Genomic DNA, 25781 nt, shown 5'->3' with positions numbered 1-25781 from the left:
GAGACGGGGGCCGGGCCGAGGGGTGCGGCGGGGCGGACGCCCGCGGGCGTGACCCGTGCGTGACCCGCGGGACGACCACCCGGACCACCCGGACGACCACCGGGACGATCACGGGGACGACCGGCAGGCGGACCGGCGCGAGGAGCTGGCCGCCGCCCTGGCGGAGGTCGAGCGGCGCGTCGAGGAGGCGTGCCGGGCGGCCGGCCGGTCGCGGGCGGAGGTCACCCTCATCGCGGTGACCAAGACCTACCCGGCCTCCGACGTGCGCCTGCTCGCCGGGCTGGGCGTCTCGCACGTGGGGGAGAACCGCGACCAGGAGGCGGCGGACAAGGCCGCCGCCTGCGCCGACCTCGATCTCACCTGGCACTTCATCGGCCAGTTACAGACGAACAAGGTCCGCTCCGTCGTCGCGTACGCCCACATGGTCCACTCGGTCGACCGTCCCCGCCTGGTGGAGGCGCTCGGCCGCGAGGCCGTACGGGCCGGGCGCGAGGTGGACTGTCTCATCCAGGTCTCCCTCGACGAGGGCGCCGGGAGGGGCGGCGCGCGGCCGGAGGAGGTGCCCTCCCTCGGGGCGCTCGTCGCGAAGACCGAAGGGCTGCGGCTGCGGGGGGTCATGGCGGTCGCCCCGCTGGGGGAGGACCCGGCGCCGGCGTTCGCCCGGCTGCGGGCCGTCGCCGGACGCCTCCGCGAGGAACACCCCGGCGCGGAAGTGATATCGGCCGGAATGAGCGGAGACATCCCCCAAGCCATCGCGAACGGCGCGACACACCTGAGAGTCGGTACGGCGTTGCTCGGCCGCAGAAAGCCCTTCGTCAGGTAATGTCCCCCAAGTGGACCATGGTGTCCGCGCTCCAGGTAGAGGTCGATCAGCGGTGAGCTCCAAGGGGGGTACGGCTACCGCCCTGGCCTTCCCCAGGGACCTTGTAGGCACCAGAAACGCGGAGGACGACGAGCGATGGCCGGCGCGATGCGCAAGATGGCGGTCTACCTCGGTCTCGTGGAGGACGACCGCTACGAAGACAGGTACACGGCGGAGTACGGCACCGACGAGGACTACGGCGACGAGGACTACGAGTCGTCGCGGCGCGGCTTCGCCGCGACCTCCGGTGCGCATGCCGGGGCTCCGGAGCGCGACGAGGACACCGAGACGTCCGTCCCGGCTCCGCGTCCCCCCACCACCGTGCTGGAGCGCCGTACGACCGATCTGGCGCGGATCACCACCCTGCATCCGCGCACGTACAACGAGGCGCGCACGATCGGCGAGCACTTCCGCGAGGGCACGCCGGTCATCATGAATCTGACAGAGATGGTCGACAGCGACGCCAAGCGCCTTGTCGATTTCGCGGCAGGTCTCGTCTTTGGCCTACACGGCAGCATCGAACGTGTTACCAACAAGGTGTTCCTGTTGTCCCCCGCCAACGTTGAGGTGACCGCCGAGGACAAGGCCAGAATCGCGGAACGCGGCTTCTTCAACCAGAGCTAGAGTTCCATACATGAACAGTGACCGGCTTAGCGGTGCCCCTGTGGCCCGGAGGCGGCGGAACCGAGGGGAGGCGGGGCTCGACCGTGGGGATCATTAGCGAGATCTTGGTCATCGCCCTGACCCTCTACCTGGTTCTGCTGATCGGCAGAATGATCATAGATACGGTGCAGGCGTTCGCCCGCTCCTGGCGGCCCACGGGGGTCGTCCTGGTGCTGGCTGAGGTCACCTATACGGCGACCGACCCACCCCTCAAGTTCCTCCGCCGTTTCATTCCGCCCCTCAGGTTGGGTACGGTGGCCTTTGACCTGAGCTTCACAGTGCTGTTCATTGTGGTTTTGGTCTTGATCCAAGTCGTGAACGCGCTTCCACGTTGATCGGGTAACGCTCTACCGGACAGACTCCAAGCGCGCCAAGGAGACCCAAATGCCGTTGACGCCCGCTGATGTGCGGAACAAGCAGTTCAGTACCACCCGGCTGAGGCCGGGGTACGACGAGGAGGAGGTCGACGCGTTCCTCGACGAGGTCGAGGCCGAGCTTGACCGTCTCATCCAGGAGAACGAGGAACTCCGCGCGAAGCTGGCCGAGTGCCTCAGGGGCAAGGTCCCCGGCGGCATGGGCATGCCGGGCTCCATGCAGATGGCGTCCGCTCCGGTGGCCGAGCCCAAGCCCGAGATGATGGCCCCCCAGCCGGAGCCGATCAAGCCTCCGGAGCCGGCACGCCCCGAGCCGGTGCCCGTCGGCATGGGCCTGCCGCCCGCCGAGGACAACATGGACACCGCGGCCCGCGTGCTCGCCCTCGCGCAGCAGACGGCCGACCAGGCGATCGCCGACGCCCGCCGCGAGGCGGACGAGACGGTGACCCGCGCGCGGCGTGAGGCCGACGACATCCTCGGCAAGGCCCGCCGTCAGGCCGAGCAGATCATCGGCGACGCCCGCGCCCGGGCCGAGACGCTGGAGCGCGACGCCCAGGAGCGGCACCGCCAGGCCATGGGCACGCTGGTGCAGACCCGCGACGAGATCGAGCGCAAGGTGGAGGACCTGCGGATCATCGAGCGCGAGTACCGCAGCCGCCTGAAGCTGTTCCTGGAGGACCAGCTCAACAAGCTGAACGTCTCCGCCGAGGGCAGCGGGCCCTTCCCGATCCTCGGTGGCGGTCCGGCCATGGCCCACGCCGCCGCGCCGGGTCCGCAGCAGGTGACAGGCGCGCCCAACCCGTTCGCCCAGGAGCCTCCCCAGCACTCCGGCGCCTTCCCCGGTCCCGACGGCCCCCACAACGACCGCCGGTAAGCAGTGGCGGGTCCTCACAGGGACCCGGTAGCTCGGAGAACCCCCGTGATCCTCATCAGTGCCGCACTGGTCCTCGCCGCCATCGTCCTGCTCATCGCGGGCGTCGTGCTGGGGACGCCCCCTCTAGTGATGTGGTCGATCGTCGTCAGCGTGCTGTCGGCGGTCTGTCTGCTGATCGGGGCACTGCTGAGGCGCCACGAGCTGTTCCCGTCCGGCGGGCGTGCCGCCGAGGGGACCGCTCCCACCCCCCAGGGTTCGACCACGCCCCAGCTCGCGCCCGTCGGCGCGATGAGCGGGGCGTACGGCGGGACCCTCGCAGGGGCACCGGCGCACCCGGTGGCGACGCCCATGGTGGCGGCACCGCCGGTCACGCATCACGGGGCTGTGCCGCCCCAGTCTTTTCCCGCACAGCCCTTCCCCTCCCAGGCCTTCCCCGCGCAGCCCTTCCCACCGCAGCCCTCCCAGCGGACGGCGCCGGTCTCCCGGACGCCGGCCACCGCGGGCCGCGGCCTCGCCCCCGACGCGATCGTCCTGGTGATCCCCGGACGCAGACGCTTCCACCTGGCCACCTGCCGCCAGCTCGTGGGGCGCGAGACCGAGGAGCTCACCTACGAGGAGGCCCGCGAGGAGGGCTTCACCCCCTGCACCACCTGCCTCCCCGAGACCTTCGCCCGTGCGGCGGAGCCCGAGGAGCCCGCACCCGGCGACAGCGCCACCGGCGGCGACACGGCTCCCGGTGACACAGGCCCCGGTGACGCAGCCTCCGGCGAAGCCGCCGACGAGAGCGCGGCCCGGGGTGAGACACCCCCCGGTGACAGCGCGGCCGATGACACGACTCTCCGGGCTGACGCCCCCCGTGGTACGGCGGCCGGCGGCAGTGCGGCCGGCGGCGCTCCCCGCGCCGACACCCCGCGCGGTGTGACAGTCGGTGACAGCGCGTCCGGTGACACGGTTCTCCGGGCTGACGCCCCCCGTGGTACGGCGGCCGGTAGCAGTGCGGCCGGTGACCCCACTCTCCGCGCCGACGCCCCCAGCAGCCACACCGCCGGCGACAGCGCGGCCGGCGACGCCACGATCAGCGCCGGCGTTCCGCGCGGCGAAGCCGGACCCCAGACGACCCGCCGCCCCGCAGGGGCCTCCGCCGCAACCGACCCGGAGCCTCCCCGTTCCGCAGCAGCCGACCCCAAGCCGCCCGTTTCCGGGCTCCCCGAGACCGGCGTGCAGGGATCACGCCCGTCCGGGCCCGCCCGCCCGTCCGGCACCACGGCTTCCCAGGCTGCGACACCCGGGGCTGCGACATCCAGCGCCGTTTCCTCCGGCGCCGTCTCCTCCGGCATCACGGCATCCGGCAGCGCGTCCTCTGGCACCGCGTCTTCCGGCACTGCGTCTTCCGGCAGCGTGTCTTCTGGTACCGGGTCTTCTGGGGCTGCGGCTTCTGGGACTGGGAAGTCCGGTTCCGCCTCGTCTGGCACCGGTTCTTCGACCAGCTCATCGCCCGCGTCCGGGTCGTCCGCGTCCGGTTCGACGGCAGCAGGGCCGGAGGAGCGGGGCGAGAAGCGCGAAGGAAAGCGTGAGACGTCGTCAGGCGTGACCGAGAACGAGGGCGAGGGCCACACGCCGGTGGACTGGTTCGGCCGGAGCGTGTCGAAGCCGTCCGGCGCCGCGAGCCCGCCCTCCGCGAGCCCGCCCTCCGGGAGCCCGGCCTCCGGTACCCCGTCGCCGGGATCGTCCACGTCCGGGTCGTCCGGAGTGGCCGCGTCGTCGTCCGGGTCGTCGTCCGGGTCGTCGGCGTCTTCGGTGTCGTCCTGGTCCGCACGGTCCTGGTCGCCCTCCGGCACCGGGGACGAACCCGGCCGGGCCGACGACGAGACGGACGAGTCGATCACCGACACGGCGGAACACGACTGGTTCAGGCCAGGCAGGGTGCGGCCCTGGGACCCGGCCCCGGCCGGTGCCGCCGAAAACGAGGACCCGGGGGAGAGCGCTTCCTCCCGTTCCGCCCAGCCGGGCGCGGCCAAGGCACCGGGCAAGAAGCCGGTGGAGCCGGCGGAGACCACCGAATCCGGGCGCGCCGGGTTCGAGGCCTCCGCCGGTCCCACCACCTCGAATCCGGCGGACGCCGCGCCTGAAAGCGACGCGGGTGCCACCTCGGCAGCGGCCGACGGCGGCACCGGCACCCGTGACACACGTGGCGGTGCGGGCAAGAGCGGTGGCGCGGCAGAAAAGGGCACGGCAGGTGCGCGGGCCGACCGTGCCGGCAGAACCGACAGCGCCGACCGTGCCAGCAGTGCCGACCGTGCCAGCAGTGCCGACCGTGCCGGAAATGCTGACGGTGCCGACAGCGCCGACGACGACGCCGACGGCGCCGGTCGCCCGGTAAAGCCGGCCGCGGGCCCGGACGGGGACGAGGCCGGGGGCGCTCGGGTGCGGGTGATGGTCGGCACGCGGCGCTTCCACAGCGCCGAATGCCCCCTGGTCAGCGGGATGGACGACAGCGGTGTGGAGACCATGACGCGGGCCGAGGCCGAGTCGTCCGGCCTCACCCCCTGTTCGGTCTGCCAGGGCGGCTGATCCTCACGGACGATGGGGCCGGTCGGATGAGTCCGACCGGCCCCTCGCCGTCTGTCGTGCAGGCGCCGCTTGTCAGGCCCTGCGCAGGCGGAAGGACAGGCCGAGGTCGGCGTCCTCGTGGGCCGGCAGGTCCTCGTCCGGACCGTCCCCGTCCGCGGTGATCTCGGTCATGCTCGCCGCCAGCACCTCCTCGGCGACGGCCGCCCCGCTCTCACGCAGCGCCCCGGCGAGCTCGCCGTCCGCCGACCACCACAGGTCGATGCGGTCGGTGATGGACAGGCTGGTGGACTTGCGGGCCTCCTGGACGAGCCGGATCACGTCGCGCACCAGGCCCGCCCGGCGCAGCTCGTCGGTGATCGTCAGGTCGAGCGCCACGGTCTCGCCGGTGCCGGTGTCGACCGCCCCGGTCTCCACGGCCCAGCCCGTCCGGGGCTGCTCGGTGACGATCACGTCGTCCGGGCCGAGCTCCACCGTGCCCAGCTCTCCGGCCTCGACCACGGCCGATCCGCCCGAGCGCAGCGCACGGGCCAGCTCCGCCGGTTCGGCCGCCGACACGGCGGAGGCCACGAGCTTGGTCTGCGAGCCGAACCGCTTGCCGAGGCTGCGGAAGTTCGGCTTGACCGTGAACGTCACCAGGTCGGCGGAGAAGCCGGACAGGTCCTCCAGCCGCTGGACGTTCAGCTCGTCGGCGATCAGCTCGCGCAGCTCGCCGGGGAGCGTGGCCCAGCCCGGGGCCCCGACCAGTGCCCGCCCGAGCGGCTGGCGGGTCTTGACCGAGGAGGAGGCGCGGGCCGACCGGCCCAGCTCCACGAGCCGGCGCACCAGCGCCATCCGCTCCGACAGCTCGGGGTCGAGCAGCGCCGCGTTCGCCTCCGGCCAGGACGCCAGGTGCACCGAGGCCGGGGCGTCCGGGCCGCGCAGCGCGTCCCACAGGTAGTCCGTGAGGAACGGCACGAGCGGGGCCATGAGCCGGGTGACCGTCTCCAGGCACTCGTACAGCGTCGCGAAGGCCGCGGCCTCGCCCGTCCAGAAGCGGCGGCGCGAGCGGCGGACGTACCAGTTGGACAGGTCGTCCAGGAACTCGGTGAGCCGCCGCCCGGCGCGGGCCGTGTCGAACTCCTCCAGCGAGGCGGTGACCTCGGTCACCGTACGGTGCAGCTCCGCCAGCGCCCACCGGTCGATCAGCGGCCGGTCGGCGTACGCCGGCGCGTCGGCCACCCGGGCGGGCGACCACGACTCGGCGTTGGCGTAGAGGGTGAAGAACGACGCGGTGTTCCAGTAGGTCAGCAGGACTTTGCGGACGATCTCCTCCAGCGCGGCGTGGCCGATCCGCCGGGGCGCCCAGGGGGAGCCGGACGTGGCCATGTACCAGCGCAGGGAGTCGGCGCCGTGCTGGTCCATCAGCGGCATCGGCCGCAGCACGTTGCCGAGGTGCTTGCTCATCTTGCGGCCGTCCTCGGCGAGGATCAGCCCGAGGCACAGCACGTTCTCGTACGACGAGCGGTCGAAGACCAGCGTGCCGACGGCCATCATCGAGTAGAACCAGCCGCGGGTCTGGTCGATCGCCTCGCAGATGAACTGACCCGGGTAGGACTTCTCGAAGACGTCCTCGTTGACCAGCGGCGCGCCCCACTGGGCGAACGGCATGGCGCCCGAGTCGTACCAGACGTCGATCACGTCCGGCACCCGGCGCGCCTCCGCCTGACATGTCGGGCAGGGGAAGGACACGTCGTCGACGAACGGGCGGTGCGGGTCGAGGGCGGTGAGGTCGCGGCCCGCCAGCTCGCCCAGCTCCTTCAGCGAGCCGACGCACGTGACGTGGTCCTCGTCCTGCGAGCAGACCCACAGCGGCAGCGGCGTGCCCCAGTAGCGGGACCGCGACAGCGCCCAGTCGACGTTGTTGCGAAGCCACTCGCCGTACCGGCCGTGCTTGATCGTCTCGGGGAACCAGTTCGTGCGCTCGTTCTCGGCGAGGAGCCGGTCCTTGACCGCGGTGGTCCTGATGTACCAGGAGGGGAGCGCGTAGTAGAGCAGCGGGGTGTGGCAGCGCCAGCAGTGCGGGTAGCTGTGCTCGAAGTGCTCGCCGCGGAACAGCAGGCCGCGCTCGCGCAGGTTCTCCGTCAGCGGCTCGTCGGCGTCCTTGAAGAACAGCCCGCCCACGAACGGCACGTCCGGCGCGAAGCGCCCGTCGGGGCCGATCGGGTTGACGACCGGCAGGCCGTACCGCTTGCAGACGGCCATGTCGTCGGCGCCGAAGGCCGGCGCCTGGTGGACCAGGCCGGTGCCGTCCTCGACCGTGACGTACGTGCCGAGCACGACGTAGTGGGCGTTCTCGATGTCCACCAGGTCGAAGGGGCGCCGGTAGGCGGTGTGCTCCAGTTCCGAGCCCTGATAGCTGGCCAGCACCTCGGCGTCCTCGCCGAGGACCCGCCGCAGCAGCGGCTCGGCCACCACGAGCACCTCGTCACCGCGCCGGGCCGCGACGTACGTCACGTCGGGGTGCACGGCGACGGCGGTGTTGGACACCAGGGTCCAGGGGGTGGTGGTCCAGATCAGCAGAGTGGCGCCCAGGTCGGCCAGGGGGCCGGAGACGACGGGCATCCGGACGTACACCGACGGGCTGGAGACGGTCTCGTAGCCGCCGGGCTGGCCGAGCTCGTGGTCGGACAGGCCCGTGCCGCAGCGGGGGCAGTAGGGCGTGATCCGGTGGTCGCGGAACAGCAGGTTCTTGTCCCAGACGACCTTGAGCGACCACCACACGGCCTCGACGTACTGGGGGTCCATGGTGCGGTAGGCCTGGGACATGTCGACCCAGTAGCCCATGCGCTCGGTCATCTCCTCGAACGCGTCCACGTGCCGGAGCACCGACTCGCGGCAGCGTTCGTTGAACTCGGCGATGCCGTACGCCTCGATCTCCGGCTTGCCGGACAGGCCGAGTTCCTTCTCCACGGCGACCTCGACGGGCAGCCCGTGGCAGTCCCAGCCGGCCTTACGGGGCACGTGGTAGCCGCGCATCGACTTGTAGCGGGGGAAGACGTCCTTGAAGACCCGGGCCTCGACGTGGTGGACGCCCGGCATGCCGTTGGCCGTGGGCGGGCCCTCGTAGAACACCCAGGAAGGTCCGGCGGCGTTCTGTTCCAGCGAACGCTCGAAGATCTTCCCGTCCCGCCAGCGTTCGAGGACCTCTCGTTCGAGGGCCGGCAGGTCGACCTGCGCGGGAAGTGAGCGGAAGTAGTGGGAAGACATCGTCGGGTGTGACCTCCACGCGGTGGCTGACAGAGCTGGTTCACGCGTGAAGGGACGAAGCCGGGGACGGCTCCGCGGTACCACCCTTCTTGACGCCCGCTGCCGGACGCCCTCTCGTTTCGTTGCCGCTGCCGGTTCTACTGGGCCGATGGCCTTTCTTCCGGCGGCTCCGGGGTGATCTTCCCACCGCGGCCCGCCCCGGGCTCACACCGTCCCCGGGTCGCTGAGCGGGCGGATGCGGAGGTACTCGTCCCCATCAACGCCTTGCAGACTACGAGGATAACGCGGACCGGCCGCAGGGGCTTCCCGATATGCGGACGGCGCCCCGGCGACGGCGGGCGACACCCGGGTGAGATCCGGCCCGGGGCGGGAATACGTGGGAGGAACAAAAATGGGGCGACGGGGAGGAGCTGGCCGAACGCGCCATCCTGGTACGGATGGGGTAAAAGCCTCGGCGAGCCCGTTGCCGATCCGTTATCGGCGACCTATGCTTCCCGGACCTGGCCGAAGTGCTCCTGCGCGAAGGGGAGGCCCGCAATGACGACCCGCACGGCGAGAACCGCCATCAGCGACGACGTCTGGTCCGACGAGGAGCTCGCCGGTGTCCGCGAGCGGCTGCGGCACGAGATCGGGGAGCTGCGCGCCGACATCGCCAGGGCGGAGGAGCAGCTCGCCTCGGGGGACGTGAGCCAGGGCGCGGGAGACGATCCGGCCGACGCCGGCGCCAAGACCTATGAGCGTGAGCGCGAGATCGCCCTTACCCTGAATGCGCGCGACCTGCTCGCGCAGAACGAGCGGGCGATCGCCCGCGTCGACGCAGGGACATACGGAGAGTGCGAATCGTGCCACAAGCCGATCGGCAAGGAGCGCCTGCGGGCGTTCCCGAGGGCGACGCTGTGCGTAGCGTGCAAGCAGCGGGAGGAGCGCCGCTGAGCGGCGCCGGCCCGGCGAGGCCCGGCAACCGGGCGCGGAGGATCGCCCTCCTCGTCGTCGTGGCCACGGTGATCTACGCGCTCGACCAGGTCAGCAAGTTCCTCGTGGTGAAGTTCCTGGAGCACGAGGAGCCCCTGACCGTCGTTCCCGGCGCGCTCGTCCTGACCGTGATCCGCAACGCCGGCGCCGCCTTCAGCATCGGCACCGGCATGACGATCGTGTTCACGGTGATCGCGCTGACCGTCGTCGTCGCGATCGTCCGTACGGCCCGGCAGCTGCGCAGCCTGCCCTGGGCGATCACGCTCGGGCTGCTGCTCGGCGGGGCCGTCGGCAACCTGACCGACCGGATCTTCCGGTCGCCGGCGCCGTTCCAGGGGCACGTGGTCGACTTCATCCAGGCGTTCCCCGTCACCCGGTTCCCGGTGTTCAACGTCGCGGACTCCGCGATCGTCTGTGGCGGCGTGCTCGCGGTGTTCCTGGCCTGGCGCGGCTACCAGATCGACGGCACCCGCCAGACGGAGGAGGAGACCTCCGGTTCCGGCGCGGAGCAGGCGGCGGAACCGGCCGGGCACGAGAGCCGTGCGGAGGCCCGGGGCGAGGTCCCTGAGCAGACCCTGGAGCAGACCCGGGAGCAGACCCGGGAGCAGGCGGGGGACCGGTCGAGGGAGCGGGCCGATGGGTGACCGCCGTAGTCTGCCGGTTCCCGACGGGCTGGAGGGCGAGCGCCTCGACGCGGCCCTGGCCCGGTTGTTCGGCTTCTCCCGCACCCGCGCGGCCGAGTTGATCGCCGCCGGGGAGGTGCTGGTCGACGGCGCGGTCCCGGCGAAGTCCGACCGCGTCCACGCCGGCGCCTGGCTGGACGTCACGATCCCGCCGCCACCCGCCGCCCCGATGCCCGTGGCCGAGCCCGTGCCCGGCATGACGATCCTGTACGAGGACGACGACGTCGTCGTGGTGAGCAAGCCGATCGGGGTGGCGGCGCACCCCACGGTCGGCTGGACCGGCCCGACCGTGATCGGCGGACTGCTCGGCGGCGGCCATCGCGTCTCCACCAGCGGCGCGGCCGAGCGGCAGGGCATCGTCCACCGGCTGGACGCCAACACCACCGGCGTCATGGTCGTCGCCAAGAGCGAGCGGGCCTACACGCACCTCAAGCGGGCCTTCAAGGAACGCACGGTCGACAAGCGCTACCACGCGCTCGTCCAGGGGCACATGGACCCGCTGCGGGGCACGGTGGACGCCCCCATCGACCGGCACCCCTCAGGTGACGGACGCTTCGCGGTGGTGGCCGGCGGCAAGGACTCGGTCACGCACTACGACACGATCGAGGCGTTCCGGGCGGCGTCGCTGCTCGACATCAAGCTGGAGACGGGCCGGACCCATCAGATCCGGGTCCACATGGCCGCGCTCAGGCATCCGTGCGTCGGCGACCTGCTCTACGGCGCCGATCCCACCCTGGCCGCCCGCCTGGGCGTGCGGCGGCAGTGGCTGCACGCGGTCTCGCTGTCGTTCGAGCACCCGGCGACGGGGGAGTGGATGACGTTCACCAGCGACTATCCCGACGACCTGGGCCGCGCGCTGGAGATCCTCGGCGACGAGGGCTGAGCGGCCCGCGTCGCTCAGGCGTTCCAGTCGATCTCCGGCTGGGTGTAGCCGTCCGGGAAGTCTCCGGTGGCGTCGCCCGCCCCGGCCGGGTCACCGGTGCCCTTTCCCTTTCCCTGCTTGCCCGTGCCCTGGTTTCCCGGATTTCCCGAGTTTCCCGAGTTTCCCTTGCCCTGGTTTCCCTTGCCGGTGGGCGACTGGGCCGCGCCGGAGTTCTGGCCCTTGGCGGGCTTCCGCGTGCCGGGACCCGCCGCGGCGGGCTTGCCTTTTGGGGCCTTGGCCTTACCGCCGGGCTCCGCCTGGTTCTTCGCCTTCGGCGCGGACCTCTCCGTACTCCTGCCGCGGCTCTCCTGCGCCCGCCGCCCGTCGCCGCCGTAGGATCCGGCCCTGGAGTTCGCGACCGGCCTGGCCGCCGTACGGCCGGAGGCGCCGCTTCCGGCGCCGTCGGCGGCCTCCAGGACCCTGTCCTTGTCGGGCACGGGCTTGGCGGTCTTGGTCGCGAAGACGGTCACGGTGGGCACGCTGACGACGGCGGTCCCCCGGGGGTCGGCCGCGGTCCGGGCGGTCGCGAACGCCGCCGCGCCCGCGGCGACACCGACCAGGGCGACGAGCGCGCCCGTTCCGACCGCCACCGCCCAGGGCCTGCGGCGCGGGCTCGCCGGAGCCGGCGCGGTGACCGGCGCGGGGGTGGGAGTGCGACCGGCGCCCGGCGCGGGCACGGATGCCGGTACGGACGCGGGCAGGGGCGTGGGCCCGGACAGGGGAACGGGGGCCGGAGCGGTCGCCTCGCCCTGGTGGAACAGCGGCACGAACCGGGCGAGACGCGGCGGCTGCCGGGGACGCGGCACCACCGGGTCGGACACCCGCCCGGTGGCCACCGCGTGCAGGTGCTGCATCGCCAGGTCGGCCGTCATCCTGACATCGGGGTCCTTGACCAGGAGCCCCGCGATGACCGGGGCCAGCGGCCCGGCCCTGTGCATGGGGCCGGCCTCCTCGTACATCACCGCGGCCAGCGTCGCGAGCGCGTGACCCCGGTTGAACGGCGAGTGTCCCTCCACCGCCAGGAACAACGTCACCCCGAGGGACCAGAGGTCGGACGCCCGCTGCGCCTGCCGTCCCGCCGCCCGTTCGGGGGCGATGAACGCCGGTGTCCCCACGAGCATGCCGGTGCGGGTGACGGGGGAGTCGTCCTCCATCGCCGCGATGCCGAAGTCGGTCAGCACGACCCGGCCGTCCTCGGCGAGCAGGACGTTGTCGGGCTTCACGTCTCGGTGCAGCACCCCGTTCGCGTGCGCGACCCGCAGCCCGGCCAGCACCTGCGCGCCGATCTCCGCCACCCGGCGCGGCGGGAGCGGTCCCTCGTCGCGAATGACCGACCCCAGCGTCCGGGACGGCACCAGTTCCAGCACGATCCAGGGGTAGCCGCCCTCCTCGAAGGCGTCGTACACCGCCGCCACGTTCGGATGACTGAGCCGTCCGGCCGTCCTGGCCTCCCGGAAGGTCCGGATCGTGAAGACGTCCCGTTCCGTCCCGGTCATCTCGGCGGACTGGTGCAGTTCCTTGACGGCGACCTCGCGTTCGAGCACCTGGTCGACCGCGCGCCACACGGTGCCCATGCCGCCCCGCCCCAGCGGCTCGATCAGGCGATAGCGTCCTGCCACGACACGTTCGGAGGTCTGCGCATCAGCCATGGTTGTCGCGCTACCCCGGTTGGGGGAACGCATGCGACATCGTTACCTTTCTGGGACAAAAGGCTTTGGCCGGTACGCGTCGGCTGGATCGTCATCCGGGCTGGAAGGTGCGGGCGAAGGCCTTGAAGTATGACAACCCGGAAGTCCAGCGGGCGTCGCTCACCTGCCAGTAGAGGGCGACGCACCGGCCGTCGGCGAGCCGGAAGGCGCGGTCGAGCACCCGCACCTTGCCGCTGCTGACCGTGTGGGTGAACTCCCAGTCGGCGGAGGGCACACCCAGGTAGGTGCCCGGTGTGATGCCGATGCGCTCGTAGCCGCGCAGGTATCCCTTCTCGGTCGAGGCCTCCTCGACTGTGCGCACGGCGCTGACCGGGTCGTCGGTCTCCCAGGGGGTCAGGTCCACCTGCAGGTAGTCCCGGCCGTTCGGGGCGTGGAAGCGCACCCGCGTGGCCTCCCTGCCGTACGGGGTCCAGCCGGAGGGCAGGCCGATCGTGAAGCCCAGCGGGTCGCGGTGGGTCCGCCAGCCGGCGGGCAGCGTGGCGGCCGGCCGCGGAGACGGCTCTTTGGACGGCTCCTCTGACGGCTCCTCGGACTGCTCGGGCGACGGAGATCCGGAGGTCGGCCCGGTGTAGGGACTCGGCTCGCCGGTGCCGTCCGACGTGGAGTCGCCCGTGGAGTCCCCAGTGGTGCCGGTGTCGTTCTCGGAGGCCGACGCGGAGTCCCGGCCGACCTGCCCCGCGACGAGCGTCTGATAGCCGTACCACCCGCCCGCCACGACGCCCACGATCAGCACCGGGAGCAGGACCAGCAGGGCCACCTTGCCCGCCGGGCCGCGCCGTGCGCCGGACTGTCCCGGAGCAGGGGGGAGGGAGTGCGGGGGGTGTGTTGCGGCCGCGCCGTACGCGCCGGGGCCGTGCTGCCCCGGAGGCTGCCCCGGACCCTGCGGCACGCTCTGCCAGGAGCCGCCGTACGGCTGGGCCCCCGGCGGCGTCTGCTGCCAGTGCGCACCGGATGACTGTCCCGGCGGGGGCGGGCTCGTCTGCCAGGAACCGCCGGATGACTGTCCCGGAGTGGGCGCGCTTGTCTGCCAGTGGCCGCCACCGGGCGGCGGCGATCCGGAGGGCGCAGGCTGCCATGAACCGCTCGGCGGCTGCTGCGGCCCGGACGGGTTCGGCTGCCAGGAGCCGGGCGGGGGCGCGGCGGCCGCCGGTCCCGGGCCGGCCGCGATGGCGGCGTTGAGCAGGGCGGCGGTCTCGGCCGGGGAGATGCGGTGGGCCGGGTCCTTGCGCAGCAGGCCTTCGAGCACGGGCGTGAGGGCCCCCGCCCGCAGGGGCGGCGCGGGATCGTCGTGCAGCACGGCCGCCATCGTGGCCACCGCCGAGTTGCGGTCGAACGGCGTCCTGCCCTCCACCGCGGCGTACAGCGTCGCGCCGAGGGACCACAGGTCGGACTCGGGGGTCGCGGGATAGCCGTTGAGCCGCTCGGGCGGCAGGAAGGCGGGAGTGCCGGTGATGCCGCCGGTCATGGTCAGCGCGGTCTCCTCCGGCATGGTCGCGATGCCGAAGTCGGTGAGCACGACCCGGGTCTCCCCGCTGAGCAGCACGTTCTCCGGCTTCACGTCCCGGTGCAGCACTCCGGCGGCGTGCGCGGTGCACAGCGCGTCGAGGACCTGCAGGCCGATGGCGGCCACCCGGCCGGGCGGGAGCGGGCCCTGGTCGCGCAGCGCCTGGCCGAGGGAGCGCGACTGGACGAGTTGCATCACGATCCAGGGCCGGCCGTCCTCCTCGATGACGTCGTGCACGACGACGACGTTGGGATGGTCGATGCGGCCCGCCGCCCGCGCCTCGCGGATCGTCCGGCGGTTGAACGTGTCCCGGTCCTCTTCCGAGGTGGGATGGTAGAGCACCTCTTTCACGGCCACCGTACGGTCGAGCAGGTCGTCATGGGCACGCCAGACGACGCCCATGCCCCCGCGGCCGATCGGTTCGAGCAGGCGATATCTGCCCGCCACCCGACGCTCTTCGTCCACCCGCCCCTCCTCGAAACCCCCTGAATGGTCCCACAGGCGGGCGCCCGGCCGTCCGCCGTGCCGAAAATTCCGGCGACGGCGGGCACTTCGGAAGACCGGACAGGGGCGGGGACGCGCGCACGGCTCGCCACCGCCGCCCGCCCTCCGGCGCGCGAACCCGATGCCCAGTCGTTATGGCGCGTTATAAAAGGTGAATTCGGTTCGCTTGGATTGTGCTGACCTGCGAGAACGCCTTATCTCACACTTTCTCTCATTGTCTCGTGACATTTTCGACACATCTCGCCAGTCTTGTCCGGTTTATTCCCCTCCAATACTGTCCGCAGTGACTTTGTCGTTTCCCGGACGGACCTCCCCCGAGACGACCCGTCCCCCGCCTGGAGGCGAAATGCGGTTGCGCACGACCACGTGCGGAAGATCCCCCTACGGCATGGCGCTCGGCGCCGCGGTCCTGGTGTCGGCCGCGCTCGCGTTGACGCCGGTCCCACCCGCGCAGGCCGATCCGGCCGTGGCCGCCGGGAAGAAGACCCCCGCTCCGTGCGGCGATTCCAGCGCGTACTTGGACCAGGTGCCCACCCCCGAGCAGTTCTTCGGCTTCCCGCTGGGCAAGGGACAGCCCCGGGTGCTCACGACCGAAGAGATCACCAGGTACGTGGAGGCCGTCGGCCGCGCCTCGGACCGGGTGGTCACCGGCACGATGGCGCGCAGCGTGTCCGGCCAGGGCCTGCCCTACGCCATCGTGTCCGACGCCCGCCACGTGGTCCCGGGACAGCTGAAGAAGATCACCGACCAGATCCGTTCGCTGCGCGACCCGAGGACGCTGCGGGCGGACAAGGCCACCCGGATCGCCGAGGAGGCGCCCGCCATCGTCTGGATCGCGGGCAACGTGCACGGCGGTGAGAAGAGCGGCGCCGACGCGGCGCTCAAGACCCTGTACGAACTGGCCGCCGGCCTGTCCTGCGACGTGGCCAAGCGCAACGACAACCTGCTCACGGTCATCGTGCCGACCCAGAACCCGGACGGCCGCGACGCGAACCGCAGGCAGAACGACTACGGGTTCGACCTCAACCGGGACTGGTTCGCCCGCACCCAGCCGGAGACCGACGCCAAGATCGACATGCTGCGGGCGTACCCGCCGCAGGTCTTCGTCGACGCGCACGAGATGGGCGGGCGGCAGTACTTCTTCCCGCCCAACGCCGACCCGATCCACCACGAGATCGCCGACCAGCCGGTGAACTGGATCAACCGCATCGGCGCGGCGAACGCCGCGGGCTTCGGCTACAACGGCGCGTGCGGCGGCGCGGTCACCACCGAGTGCTACTTCAACTACGCGACGTACGACCTGTTCTACATGGGGTACGGCGACAGCGTCCCGGCCGCCGGCTTCGGCGCCGCCGGCATGACGTTCGAGAAGGGCAGCACGTCGGCCGTCGAGGACCGGGTGCAGCAGCAGTTCAACACCCAGTGGGCGACGACCGGTTGGGCCGCCGACAACCGGCGCGAGGTCCTGGACGGCTACTTCTCGATCTGGCGGACCGCGCTCGCCGAGGGCGCCGCCGGCGCCCTGGAGCCGAACGAGGTCGTCCAGCCCGCCAACACGGTCCGGTTCCCGGTGCCCGACATCACCATCCGGTCGTACTTCCTGCTGCCCGGCCGGCAGCTCGGCGACGTACGCAGGCTCGTCCAGCGGCTCCGCCGCATGGACGTCGAGGTCTACCGGGTGAAGAAGCCCGTTCAGGTGCCGACCGCCCACGTGTTCGGCGGGCGCACGGCGCGCGACGTGACCGTGCCCGAGGGCGCCTACTGGATCCCGATGGACCAGCCGCAGAAGCACTGGATCCAGGCGGTGATGGGCGAGGACCCGTACGTCCCGTTCCCGTACTTCTACGACGTCTCCTCGTGGAGCAACCCGCTGCTCGCGGGGGTGGACACCATCACCACCGGTGACGTGGTGTCGCCGAAGGCCGACCTCGTCAGGGACATCGACGGCGGCGTGGCCTTCGGGGCGCAGCGCGGCGGGTCCTACACCTACCCGATGGACTCGGCCGCCGCGTCGGAGCTGACCTTCCGGCTGCTCGCCAAGGGAATCCCGCTGACGCGCGACACCAGGAGCGGGCTCGTCGGCCTGCCTCTCACCGCGATCGGCCGCGACGAGCTGGACGAGCTGGCCGAATCGCTCGGCGTGACCGTGGAGGGCCGGCCCGGGCAGGTCTCCGGCCCCGCGCTGCGCACGCCCGACGTCGGCCTGTTCGCCGGCACCGGCGTCTCGACGACCTCCGGTTCGTACGGCGAGGCGCGGTACGTGCTCGGGGCCCGCTGGGGCCTGGACCTGACGCCGGTCACCACCGCCGACGTCAACGGCAACACCCCGGCCTTCACCGGGCGGACCGTCCTGCTCGTGCCGGACGGCAGCAGCTCCAACGGCGGGCTGACCGCGCAGGGCCTGGCCAACCTCCGGCAGTGGGTGGCCGCGGGCGGCACGTACGTCGGGCTGCGCAACGAGGGCACCCGGGTCGCCCGGGCGGCGGGCCTCACCTCCACCACCGAGAAGGCCAAGCCGACCGGCTACCAGGTCATCGGCTCGCACTTCCGGGTCGACGTGAGCGCGGGCAGCCCGGTCGCGCTCGGCCGTCCCGCCGAGGACTTCCAGTTCAACAACGGCGACCCGATCCTGAACCCGAGCCAGACCGGCGTGAACGTGCTCACCTATCCGTCCGGCGACACGTTCTGGTCCAACGGCTACACCGTGGGAGCCGAGACGCTCAAGGGCACGGCCTCGCTCGTGGACGAGCCGAACGGCGCCGGGCACGCCGTGCTGTTCGCCTACAACCCGCTGTTCCGGGCGTACAACGAGAACAGCATCCACCTCCTCGCGAACGCGCTGCTCTACCCGGCCGGGGCGCCCGCCGCACAGCAGCGCGCGCTCGCGGCGCCGACGCCGGGGCAGGCCCAGTCGCCGGCGGAGTCGCTGCGCGCCGCCGCGGCGAAGGCGGAGGAACCGCCCAACCTGGGCGGCGAGTGGCGTCCGATCGTGATCGAGGTGGCCGCCGCCGACCTCGCCCGGACCCAGGCCGTGGTGGCCCGGTACACCGGCGCGGCGAGCACGGCGACGGCGGGAGACTCGGCGTACGTCACGATCCCGAACCCGGACGGGCTGGCGGCCGACGAACACCCCTTCGTCCGCGACCTGGTCCGGGACCTCGGCGCGGCGGGCATCCCGCTCCGCTCCGTCGTCGCCTGATCCATCCCGCACAATCCCCCTGCGGCGTCACACGCGTCCTTCCGCCGGGCGGCCGGTCTCCGGCCGCCCGGCGCTGCCGGAACCATCGAAAGGAGCCCCATGACGAGGAGCCCTATGACATCGCCTCGTACCCGCCGGGCGGCGCGGTTCGGCGGCGCGGCGCTCGCGGCCGCGCTGCTCACCGCGACCCAGGCGACCGCCTCCCTCGCGGCGCCCGGAAACCCCGGGGAGCCCCGCTACACCGCCGGCGCCCCCTCGCTCGGCGACCCGTACTTCCCCGACCAGGGCAACGGCGGGTTCGACGTGCGGCACTACGACGTCACCTTCGCGTACGACCCCGCCACCAAGATCATGGACGCCACGACGGTGATCACCGCCGTCGCCACCCAGGACCTCGATCGGTTCGACCTCGACTTCCGCGGTCCGGAGATCACGTCCCTGAAGGTCGGCAAGCACCCGGCCGCGTTCCGCCGGGACGGGCAGGAACTCGTGATCACCCCGCGGCCGAAGCTCAAGACGGGGGAGACCTTCACCGTCACGGTGGCGTACAAGGGGACCCCGCCGGTCATCACCGACCCGGACGAGTCGATCGAGGGCTGGGTGCCGACGGACGACGGCGTGTTCGTGCCGGGCGAGCCGCAGGGCGCCCCGGCGTGGCTGCCGTCCAACGACAGCCCGAAGGACAAGGCGACGTTCACCTTCCGCGCGACGGTCCCCGAGGGCGTCACGGTCGTCGGCAACGGCCGCCTGACGTCCAAGACGACCGAGAACGCGAAGACCACGTTCGTCTGGGAGTCGCCGGAGCCGATGGCGACCTACCTCGCCACGGTGACCCTGGGGAACTTCGTCGTCGCCGAGACGACGACTCCCGGCGGCGTCCCCGTCTACACGGCGGTGGACCCGCGCCTGGTGACGCAGTCGGCGGGCGCCGTCGCCCGGATCCCCGACATCCTGGAGTACTTCTCGTCCGTCTTCGGGCCGTACCCCTTCGACACGGCGGGCGCGATCATCGACCGTGCGCCGGACGTCGGGTACGCCCTGGAGAGCCAGACCAAGCCGATCTTCTCCAGCGCGCCCAGCGTGGGCACGATGGCGCACGAACTCGCCCACCAGTGGTACGGCGACAGCGTGTCCCTCGGCAGATGGTCCGACATCTGGCTGAACGAGGGCTTCGCGACGTACGCGACCTGGCTGTGGACCGAGCACAGCGGCGGCGCCACGGCGCAGCAGACGTTCAACAGCTCCAGCAACTACGGGCGCGCGGCGACCTCGTCGTTCTGGCAGATCGTCACGGCCGATCCCGGCCCGGAGGACATGTTCGGCAACGTGCCGTACAACCGGGGCGCGATGACGCTGCACGCGCTCCGCGGCAAGATCGGCGACACCGCCTTCTTCAGGCTCGTCAAGGACTGGGCCACCGAGCACCGGTACGGCACCGTGAGCACCGCCGACTTCGTCGGCGCGGCGGAGAAGGTCTCGGGCCTGGACCTGAAGGCGTTCTTCGACGTGTGGCTCCACCAGAAGGGCAAGCCCACCTCCTGGTAGGGCCCTCCAAGCGGACGCGCGGCCGGATCATGATCGAAGCCGCAGGGCGAGCTGGATCCGGTCGCGCAGGCCCAGCTTGCGCAGCACGCTGGAGACGTGGTTCTTCACCGTGCCCTCGCTGATCGACAGGCGCGCGGCGATCTCCCGGTTGGCCGCTCCGGCGGCCACCATCCGCGCCACCTCCAGCTCGCGCTCCGACAGCAGCTCCCGACCGGGGAAGCCGGCCGAGCCCTGCAGCGGAAGCTGCCGCAGCTCGGCGACCAGCCGGGCGGCCACCGGGCTGCCCAGCACCGTCTCCCCGCGGCTCACCCGGTGGACGGCCGCGACCAGCTCCTCGGGCGAGCAGTCCTTGAGCAGGTAACCGGTCGCGCCGCCGCGCAGCGCGCCGAAGATGTACTCGTCCTCGTCGAAGGTGCTGAGCACGATGACGGCCACCTGCGGATGCTCGGCGGCCAGCCGGGCGATCAGCTCCACGCCGTTCATGCCCGGCATCCGCATGTCCACCAGCGCGACGTGCGGGCGGCACTCGCCGACGACGTGCAGCGCCTCGTACCCGTCGGCCGCCTCGCCCACGACCTCGACGCCGTCCTCGACCTCCAGCAGCTTGCGCAGCCCCTGCCGCATGAGCGCCTGGTCGTCGACCAGCACCACCCTGACCCGCGTCACGCCACGACCTCCGTGAGTGGCAGCTCGGCGCGCAGCTCGAACCCGCCGCGCGTCGCGTTGGCGCCGGTCAGCGTGCCGCCGAGCGCCCTGGCCCGGTCCGCCAGCGAGGTCAGCCCGAAACCGCCGGACGACCGATCGTCCCGGCCCTTCCCGTCGTCGCTGACCACGAGCACGACCCGGTCGTGGCCGAAGGTGAGCGTGCCCCGCACGTTCTCGGCCCCGGCGTGCCGCAGCGCGTTGGTGAGCCCCTCCTGCAGCACCCGGTAGAGGACGAGCTCGACGTCGGGCGTCAGGAGCCGTTCCTCGCCCCGCACCTCGAACCGCACGCTGATGCCGGTGCCGTCGAACGACGCCGCGAGCCGTTCGAGCGCGGCGCTGCCCACCCTGCCGTCCAGCGCGAGCGGGCGCAGCGCGCGCACCCAGCGCCGGGCGTCGGCCAGCGCCTCGACCGTGAGCTCCTTGGCCTGGCGGACCTCCTCCCAGGCGGCGTCGGGGCGGCGCTCCCGGAAGCGTTCGGCGTTCTCCAGGCCCATCTTGATGACGGTGAGGTGATGGCCGACGGAGTCGTGCATCTCCGACGCCATCCTCGCCCGCTCCTCGGCGACGGCCAGCTCCCTGATCCGTTCGAGGAGCCCCCGCGCCTCCTCCCGGCTGCGCCGCGCCGCCAGCGTGGAGGACGTCATGCCCAGCACGAACGCCGCGAGCACCGCGCCGAGGCCCATCTCCTGCAGGCCGTCGAGCACGGTCTTGTGGAAGATCAGGGGGACCGCGGCGAACATCACCACCGCGAGGCAGGACAGGATGACCGTCGCGGCCCGCATGCTGTAGATGAAGGCCAGATTGGCGACGGCGATGAGGATCAGGGGGAGCTGGGTGCTGTAGGCGCCGCTGATGCCCAGCATGGTGGTCGCCACGAGGAACAGCGGGGCCGCCCAGCGGCGGCCCTCCGCCCGGTCCCAGGGCAGCATGGGCCACAGCGCCACGACCAGCCCGAGGTTGGCGGCGAAGAGCACGTACTCCAGCACGCTGCCGACGCCGAGCAGCACCGCCTGCACGAGGCCGGCCGCCATGACCGCCGTCACCGCCCAGAACACGAGGTTGAACAGGAACGGGCGGTCGGCGTCCCGAAGCCAGTCGAAACCCGCCATGCTCCGACCCTAGATCGCCACGGTGCGGATGCAACCCGCCATCGGGACCATGACGACCATGACCGGAGTCATGCCGCCGCCTTCCCGCACCCGTGCCCCGCCCGCGTTCGTACGGGCGGGGCACGGCGAGAGGGTCTAACTCGCGGAGCAGGTGACCGGCGAGGGCACGTCGTTCGCGCCGGTCGCGTTGCCGGTGAAGCCGAACGACGTGGAAGCGCCGGCCGCCAGGGAGCCGTTGTAGTTCACGTTCTTCGCGGTGACCGCGGCTCCCGACTGGGACACCGTGGCGTTCCAGGAGGAGCTGATCGTCTGGCCGTTGCGGTACGTCCAGCCGGCGGTCCAGCCGGAGATCGGGGTGGTCCGGGTGTTCTTCACCGTCACCTCGGCCTGGAACCCGCCGGGCCAGGAGTTGGTCACCGTGTACGTCGCCGTGCAGCCTTGGCCCGGGTTGGGGGAGGCCGACGGCGAGACGGACGGCGAGACCGACGGAGACGGGGACGGCGAGGTTGACGGGGACGGCGACGGGGACGGCGACGGGGACGGCGACGACGTGCCGCCGCCGCTCGCCTTGAGCACGGTGACCGAGTACGGCGGGAGCGTGATCGAGGTGGCCGACGACGCGCCGCTCGTGCTGATCGAGGTGGCGCCCTTGCGCCACTGCACCACGGTCGCCGCGTTGCCGGGGGAGAAGCCCGAGTAGGACAGCGACACCGTCGTGGAGTTGTTCAGGTCCTTGTTGATCAGCACCACGTTGACGCCGCTCGAGGTCTTCACCGCGTGCGCGGAGAGCAGCGAGCTGGACGAGGACGCCTTGACCAGGGTGTCGCCGGGCGATCCGGCCCTGCCGACCATGGCCAGGCCGTAGTACGGCGGGAACGGCGTGTTCGCCGCGGGCTCACCGGAGGCGCCGGAGGACAGGATGCCCTCGTCGTGGTAGTCGGGGGTTCCGTCGTCGCCGGTGGCCGGGCCCTGGCTGGTCCCGTTGTGCAGGTTCCACCAGTCGAGGTTCATCGCGCCGTTCTCGAACCACGTCAGGTAGCTGTCGGTGGCGAACAGCGCCGCGGTCGCGGTGGTGAGCTGATAGCTGGGGTTCAGCTCGGTGACCGAGATGCCGATGCTCGACGCCCTGCTCCCGGCGTACTTGGAGATCAGGGAGCGGACCGTGCCGGTGATCGTCGAGATCTGCGAGACCTTGCCGAGGCTGTCGGCGGCCGAGGTCGCGCCCGGGTACCAGTGGACGATGACGAAGTCGGCCTTGTCCTTCACGATCGACATGACCGTGTTGTTCCAGTCCGCGCTGTCGCCGGAGCCGACGATGCCGTCCGGCCAGCCGCCCGGGGTGGTGAGCACCACGCCGACCTTGATGGAGGAGTCGACGGCCTTCATCGCCGAGATGTACTGCAGCACGTTGTTCGCGTACGCCTTGGGGCTCTTGTCGGAGTGGTTGTCCTGCTCCCAGCCCGAGCCGTAGTGGCCGTTGCCGTAGACCTCGTTGCCGATCTCCCAGTACTTGACGCCGTACCCCTTGGTGACGTTGGCGTACCGCACCCAGTCGGCGGCCTCCTGGGCGGTGCCCGTGCCGTAGTTCGCGATGATCACCGGCTGCGCGCCGGCCGAGCGCACCGTGCCCATGTAGGTGTCGAAGTCGGTGTTCGGCGCCACGTAGCCGCCGTCGGCGGTGTTGGTCTTCCAGTGGTAGATGTCGCCGTACGACCCGCCGGGATAGCGGACGGCGGTGAAACCGGCGTCGCGCAGCAGGCCCGCGATGGGGGCGCTGTTCATGTTCCCGTCGTAGACGGCGACGTTGACCCCGTGCCCGGCGGCGGGGATCGTGCCCAGACTCGTGCCGGTGTTCACCGTCACGGTGGCGGAGGTCGCGGCCGACGCGGGTGCGACGGTGACGGCCGTGACCGACGCGGCGGCGAGCGCCGCGGACGTCAGCAGGGCCAGTCCGACGCGCCGCCGGCCTGTGAGCGAGGCGTGCATTGGGGAGCTCCTTCGAGCGATCGCGCTGTCGCCCGTGCCGGGCGCAGATCGAGCCGCATCCTGTTCCCCGCCGCCCCGCACGGTCAACGAGAAGGCCCCCTGCAACCCGCTGACCTGCGGTCGATTTCGTATGGAGATGCAACTTTCACCGGGCCGTACCGGTGTCTGCCCGGTGATCTCATCGCGACAGCAGACAGGCCAGGGCCTGTTCGAGCGCCTCGGGCGTCGCGACGGGCGCCGGCCAGGGGACCCGGACGAGGTGGCCGGGCCCCAGGCGCAGAGTGGCGCCGTAGCGGTCCAGCTCCCACAGCCACACCTCGTCATGGGCCGCCTCCCCCGTCAGTCTCTCCGCCGCCTCCTTGAGCGGCTCCGAGTGGGACTCGTTGACGTGACGCACCATGCGCTCGGCGGGCGGGAGCAACGGGTCGGGGGCCGAGGCGAGGTACGTCTCGGCGTCGAGGACGCCCGACTCGCCGCCGGTCAGATAGATCACGTGGCAGACGTCGACGCGCAGCAGCGCGGGAGCGCCGCCCTCGACGGCCGCGAACAGGTCCTCGTCGGGGCAGGACTCCGCGATGGCGACGGCGGCGGTGCGGGCCTGCGCCTCGGGAACGGGCTGCGTCCAGCCCCGCACCTTGAGCAGGGCGCGGTGCCGCTCGACCCCGCCGACCTCCCTGGTCGCGGAGAGGTCGACCGTCACCAGGGTCTCGGCCGGCGCGCCGTACAGGACCTCGCCCGGCTTCACCAGCAGGACCGGCCGGCCCCTGCCGTCCACGCCGCCGCGGGCGGCGGCCGTGGGCACCTCCGACCCGGCGACCGAGACATGCGTCGGCGCCGACAGGGCCGCGAGGGTGCGGACGCGCTCGGGGATCGGGGGAGCGGTGACGGGATGCCGCATGGGTGGCTCCTTCAAGATAGGTTAGGCTCACCTTAGTAAGGGTTGCCTAACTTGGAAAGAGGGTGTCATGCGTTACACGGGACCGAAGGTGCGGCTGTCGCGACGGGCGGGCGTTCCGCTCACCCGGAAGGCGGTGAAGTACTTCGAGGCCCGGCCCTACCCGCCCGGCGAGCACGGCCGCAAGACCAACCGCCGGAACACCGGCGACTACGGCATGCGGCTGCTGGAGAAGCAGAAGCTCCGCTGGTACTACGACGTGTCCGAACGTCAGCTCCGCCGCTACTGGGACCTCGCCGTCCGCCGTCCCGGCCGGTCCGGAGAGGAACTGGTGGCGCTCCTGGAGACCCGGCTCGCCTCCCTCGTCCTGCGGGCCGGGCTCGCGCCGTCCATCTACGCCGCCCGGCAGTACGTGAACCACGGGCACATCGCGGTCGACGGCCGCAAGGTGGACATCCCCAGCTACCAGGTGAAGCCGGGCCAGTCGGTGACCGTACGGGACCGGTCGGCCAGGATGCAGCCGTTCGTCGCCGCCGCCGAGGGCACGTACGCCGACGAGCGGACCGCTCCCTATCTGGACGTCGACCACCGCGGGCTGCGCTTCACCCTGCTGCGGCGCCCCGCGCGCGAGGAGATCGTGGTTCCGGTGGACGAGCAGCTCGTGGTCGAGCACTACTCCCGCTGACGCCCCGGCCCCGGCGATCGGCTACGGGATCACGGGGTCCGGAAGCCGCGGAACGTCACGCGCTTCCGGAACGCGAAGCCGAGCCGCTCGTAGAGCGCGATCGCGGACGTGTTGGCCTCGGCCACGTGGAGGAACGGTCGATCGTTCCGGGCGGTGATGTAGGTGACCAGGGCGTCCACCAGACGGGAGGCATGTCCCCGCCCACGAGCCTCGGGGGCGGTGCAGACGGCGCTGATCTCGGTCCAACCGGGCGGACGGAGCCGTTCGCCCGCCATGGCGACCAGGGCGCCGTTCTCGCGGATGCCCAGATAGGTGCCGAGTTCGAGAGTCCGGGGCCAGAACGGCCCCGGCCGGGTCCGCGCGGTGAGATCGAGCATCTCCGGCACGTCGTCGGCGCCCAGCTCGACCAGCTCCCAACCCGGCTCGACGTGGGCGACGTGGGTGACGTCGGCGCGCCCGGCGCGGCCGGTCGCACCGGGCGCGAGAAAGACCATCTGGAGGCCGTCGAGAGCGAAGATCGGCTCCCAGTCGGCAGGCGGGGTCGCCGGGCAGCTGAACAGGTCGGCGAACCCACCGCGGCCGAGCAGGCGCGCGAGGTCGTCCCACTCCGCCGGGTCAGGGTCGGCGGACACCGTGGAGAAGCTGGCGACTTCCGGCAGGTAACCGGCCGCCCGGCCGAGCCGGCGGGCCAGGTGCGCGTGACGGCCGCGGAGCGACTCGGCGACCGGGTCGTCGAGTGCGACGGTGTCGCGGTCGAGCATCGCCTTGAGCCT

19 protein-coding genes and 1 pseudogene are annotated in these 25781 nt (G+C 72.0%); 12 read left to right on the top strand and 8 right to left on the bottom strand.

Features of this window, described 5'->3' with window-relative positions; genetic code table 11:
- Nucleotides 1–145 precede the first annotated feature (145 nt).
- The 5 genes from HHX40_RS00945 to HHX40_RS00925 all read left to right on the top strand — a co-directional run bounded on the left by HHX40_RS00945 (nucleotide 146) and on the right by HHX40_RS00925 (nucleotide 5344).
- Complete coding sequence (locus HHX40_RS00945; RefSeq protein ID WP_220498602.1) at nucleotides 146–823, top strand: YggS family pyridoxal phosphate-dependent enzyme; 678 nt, start codon at nucleotides 146–148, stop codon at nucleotides 821–823.
- Nucleotides 824–958: 135 nt separating this feature from the next.
- On the top strand, nucleotides 959–1486 hold the full coding sequence (locus HHX40_RS00940; protein WP_117410377.1) for a cell division protein SepF: 528 nt from the start codon (nucleotides 959–961) through the stop codon (nucleotides 1484–1486).
- Nucleotides 1487–1569: 83 nt separating this feature from the next.
- Nucleotides 1570–1860 carry a YggT family protein gene (locus HHX40_RS00935; RefSeq protein ID WP_117410376.1) on the top strand — a complete coding sequence of 97 codons (291 nt, stop codon included), beginning with the start codon at nucleotides 1570–1572 and terminating at the stop codon, nucleotides 1858–1860.
- Nucleotides 1861–1909: 49 nt separating this feature from the next.
- Complete coding sequence (locus tag HHX40_RS00930; RefSeq protein WP_117410375.1) at nucleotides 1910–2773, top strand: DivIVA domain-containing protein; 864 nt, start codon at nucleotides 1910–1912, stop codon at nucleotides 2771–2773.
- A 45-nt stretch (nucleotides 2774–2818) separates the two neighbouring features.
- Nucleotides 2819–5344, top strand: a complete 2526-nt coding sequence (locus tag HHX40_RS00925; RefSeq protein WP_182879067.1) for a hypothetical protein — start codon at nucleotides 2819–2821, stop codon at nucleotides 5342–5344.
- 72 nt (nucleotides 5345–5416) lie between these two features.
- Here the strand turns inward: HHX40_RS00925 and ileS are convergent, their stop codons facing one another.
- Entirely contained in the window at nucleotides 5417–8590 is a 3174-nt protein-coding gene (gene ileS / locus HHX40_RS00920; protein ID WP_182879066.1) for an isoleucine--tRNA ligase, read from the bottom strand.
- 537 nt (nucleotides 8591–9127) lie between these two features.
- Between ileS and HHX40_RS00915 the strand changes: the two genes are divergently transcribed.
- The 3 genes from HHX40_RS00915 to HHX40_RS00905 are packed head-to-tail and all read left to right on the top strand — an operon-like array spanning nucleotide 9128 to nucleotide 11128.
- A complete protein-coding gene (locus tag HHX40_RS00915; protein ID WP_117410371.1) occupies nucleotides 9128–9523 on the top strand; it encodes a TraR/DksA family transcriptional regulator in 396 nt (131 codons plus the stop codon).
- A complete protein-coding gene (gene lspA / locus HHX40_RS00910) occupies nucleotides 9496–10206 on the top strand; it encodes a signal peptidase II (protein ID WP_310737887.1) in 711 nt (236 codons plus the stop codon). The genes HHX40_RS00915 and lspA overlap by 28 nt, the downstream gene beginning before the upstream one ends.
- Nucleotides 10199–11128, top strand: a complete 930-nt coding sequence (locus tag HHX40_RS00905) for an RluA family pseudouridine synthase (protein WP_117410369.1) — start codon at nucleotides 10199–10201, stop codon at nucleotides 11126–11128. Before lspA ends, HHX40_RS00905 begins: the two co-directional genes overlap by 8 nt.
- A 14-nt stretch (nucleotides 11129–11142) precedes the next feature.
- On the opposite strand, the gene HHX40_RS35550 is transcribed toward HHX40_RS00905, so the two are convergent.
- Nucleotides 11143–12816 carry a serine/threonine-protein kinase gene (locus tag HHX40_RS35550; RefSeq protein WP_220498524.1) on the bottom strand — a complete coding sequence of 558 codons (1674 nt, stop codon included), beginning with the start codon at nucleotides 12814–12816 and terminating at the stop codon, nucleotides 11143–11145.
- 91 nt (nucleotides 12817–12907) lie between these two features.
- Nucleotides 12908–14845, bottom strand: coding sequence for a serine/threonine-protein kinase (locus HHX40_RS00895; protein ID WP_182879064.1), 1938 nt, complete (start codon nucleotides 14843–14845; stop codon nucleotides 12908–12910).
- Between the two features lie 385 nt (nucleotides 14846–15230).
- Between HHX40_RS00895 and HHX40_RS00890 the strand changes: the two genes are divergently transcribed.
- Together HHX40_RS00890 and HHX40_RS00885 are read left to right on the top strand one after the other, a co-directional pair.
- A complete protein-coding gene (locus HHX40_RS00890) occupies nucleotides 15231–18083 on the top strand; it encodes a M14 family zinc carboxypeptidase (RefSeq protein ID WP_220498523.1) in 2853 nt (950 codons plus the stop codon).
- 114 nt (nucleotides 18084–18197) lie between these two features.
- A complete protein-coding gene (locus HHX40_RS00885; protein ID WP_182879063.1) occupies nucleotides 18198–19628 on the top strand; it encodes a M1 family metallopeptidase in 1431 nt (476 codons plus the stop codon).
- A gap of 27 nt (nucleotides 19629–19655) precedes the next feature.
- Here HHX40_RS00885 and HHX40_RS00880 read toward each other — a convergent pair whose 3' ends face one another.
- The 3 genes and pseudogenes from HHX40_RS00880 to HHX40_RS38080 form a co-directional block, all read right to left on the bottom strand.
- On the bottom strand, nucleotides 19656–20294 hold the full coding sequence (locus HHX40_RS00880; RefSeq protein WP_138462318.1) for a response regulator: 639 nt from the start codon (nucleotides 20292–20294) through the stop codon (nucleotides 19656–19658).
- Nucleotides 20291–21442, bottom strand: coding sequence for a sensor histidine kinase (locus tag HHX40_RS00875; RefSeq protein ID WP_182879062.1), 1152 nt, complete (start codon nucleotides 21440–21442; stop codon nucleotides 20291–20293). Before HHX40_RS00875 ends, HHX40_RS00880 begins: the two co-directional genes overlap by 4 nt.
- Before the next feature lie 135 nt (nucleotides 21443–21577).
- Nucleotides 21578–21865 (bottom strand): annotated as a pseudogene (locus HHX40_RS38080) (cellulose binding domain-containing protein); the annotation flags it as partial.
- Between HHX40_RS38080 and HHX40_RS38075 the strand changes: the two are divergent.
- Nucleotides 21798–22142 (top strand): hypothetical protein, encoded by a 345-nt coding sequence (locus HHX40_RS38075; protein WP_396787656.1) that lies wholly within the window; start codon nucleotides 21798–21800, stop codon nucleotides 22140–22142. The pseudogene HHX40_RS38080 and the gene HHX40_RS38075 sit on opposite strands and share 68 nt — an antisense overlap.
- Nucleotides 22143–23606: 1464 nt before the next feature.
- Here HHX40_RS38075 and HHX40_RS00865 read toward each other — a convergent pair.
- The gene (locus HHX40_RS00865; protein ID WP_182879060.1) at nucleotides 23607–24326 is read right to left on the bottom strand and encodes a DUF2470 domain-containing protein; all 720 of its coding nucleotides are present in this window, start codon (nucleotides 24324–24326) and stop codon (nucleotides 23607–23609) included.
- A 67-nt stretch (nucleotides 24327–24393) separates the two neighbouring features.
- Here HHX40_RS00865 and rpsD point away from each other — a divergent pair, with 67 nt between their 5' ends.
- Nucleotides 24394–25008 carry a 30S ribosomal protein S4 gene (rpsD, locus tag HHX40_RS00860; protein WP_182879059.1) on the top strand — a complete coding sequence of 205 codons (615 nt, stop codon included), beginning with the start codon at nucleotides 24394–24396 and terminating at the stop codon, nucleotides 25006–25008.
- 29 nt (nucleotides 25009–25037) lie between these two features.
- Here rpsD and HHX40_RS00855 read toward each other — a convergent pair whose 3' ends face one another.
- Entirely contained in the window at nucleotides 25038–25769 is a 732-nt protein-coding gene (locus tag HHX40_RS00855; protein WP_182879058.1) for a GNAT family N-acetyltransferase, read from the bottom strand.
- Between the last annotated feature and the right edge of the window lie 12 nt (nucleotides 25770–25781).

It is taken from the genome of Microbispora sp. H10949 (assembly GCF_014161435.1).
Classification (GTDB): domain Bacteria; phylum Actinomycetota; class Actinomycetes; order Streptosporangiales; family Streptosporangiaceae; genus Microbispora; species Microbispora triticiradicis.
This window is presented reverse-complemented; position numbering and strand designations above follow the sequence as displayed.

What these genes read in the sequence shown, in the direction of transcription:
- HHX40_RS00940 (WP_117410377.1), top strand. Translation starts at nt 959, where the DNA reads ATGGCCGGCGCGATGCGCAAGATGGCGGTCTACCTCGGTCTCGTGGAG.
- HHX40_RS00930 (WP_117410375.1), top strand. Translation starts at nt 1,910, where the DNA reads ATGCCGTTGACGCCCGCTGATGTGCGGAACAAGCAGTTCAGTACCACC.
- ileS (WP_182879066.1), bottom strand. Translation starts at nt 8,590, where the DNA reads ATGTCTTCCCACTACTTCCGCTCACTTCCCGCGCAGGTCGACCTGCCG.
- HHX40_RS00915 (WP_117410371.1), top strand. Translation starts at nt 9,128, where the DNA reads ATGACGACCCGCACGGCGAGAACCGCCATCAGCGACGACGTCTGGTCC.
- HHX40_RS00905 (WP_117410369.1), top strand. Translation starts at nt 10,199, where the DNA reads ATGGGTGACCGCCGTAGTCTGCCGGTTCCCGACGGGCTGGAGGGCGAG.
- HHX40_RS35550 (WP_220498524.1), bottom strand. Translation starts at nt 12,816, where the DNA reads ATGGCTGATGCGCAGACCTCCGAACGTGTCGTGGCAGGACGCTATCGC.
- HHX40_RS00890 (WP_220498523.1), top strand. Translation starts at nt 15,231, where the DNA reads ATGCGGTTGCGCACGACCACGTGCGGAAGATCCCCCTACGGCATGGCG.
- HHX40_RS00885 (WP_182879063.1), top strand. Translation starts at nt 18,198, where the DNA reads ATGACATCGCCTCGTACCCGCCGGGCGGCGCGGTTCGGCGGCGCGGCG.
- HHX40_RS00875 (WP_182879062.1), bottom strand. Translation starts at nt 21,442, where the DNA reads ATGGCGGGTTTCGACTGGCTTCGGGACGCCGACCGCCCGTTCCTGTTC.
- HHX40_RS00865 (WP_182879060.1), bottom strand. Translation starts at nt 24,326, where the DNA reads ATGCGGCATCCCGTCACCGCTCCCCCGATCCCCGAGCGCGTCCGCACC.
- rpsD (WP_182879059.1), top strand. Translation starts at nt 24,394, where the DNA reads ATGCGTTACACGGGACCGAAGGTGCGGCTGTCGCGACGGGCGGGCGTT.
- HHX40_RS00855 (WP_182879058.1), bottom strand. Translation starts at nt 25,769, where the DNA reads ATGCTCGACCGCGACACCGTCGCACTCGACGACCCGGTCGCCGAGTCG.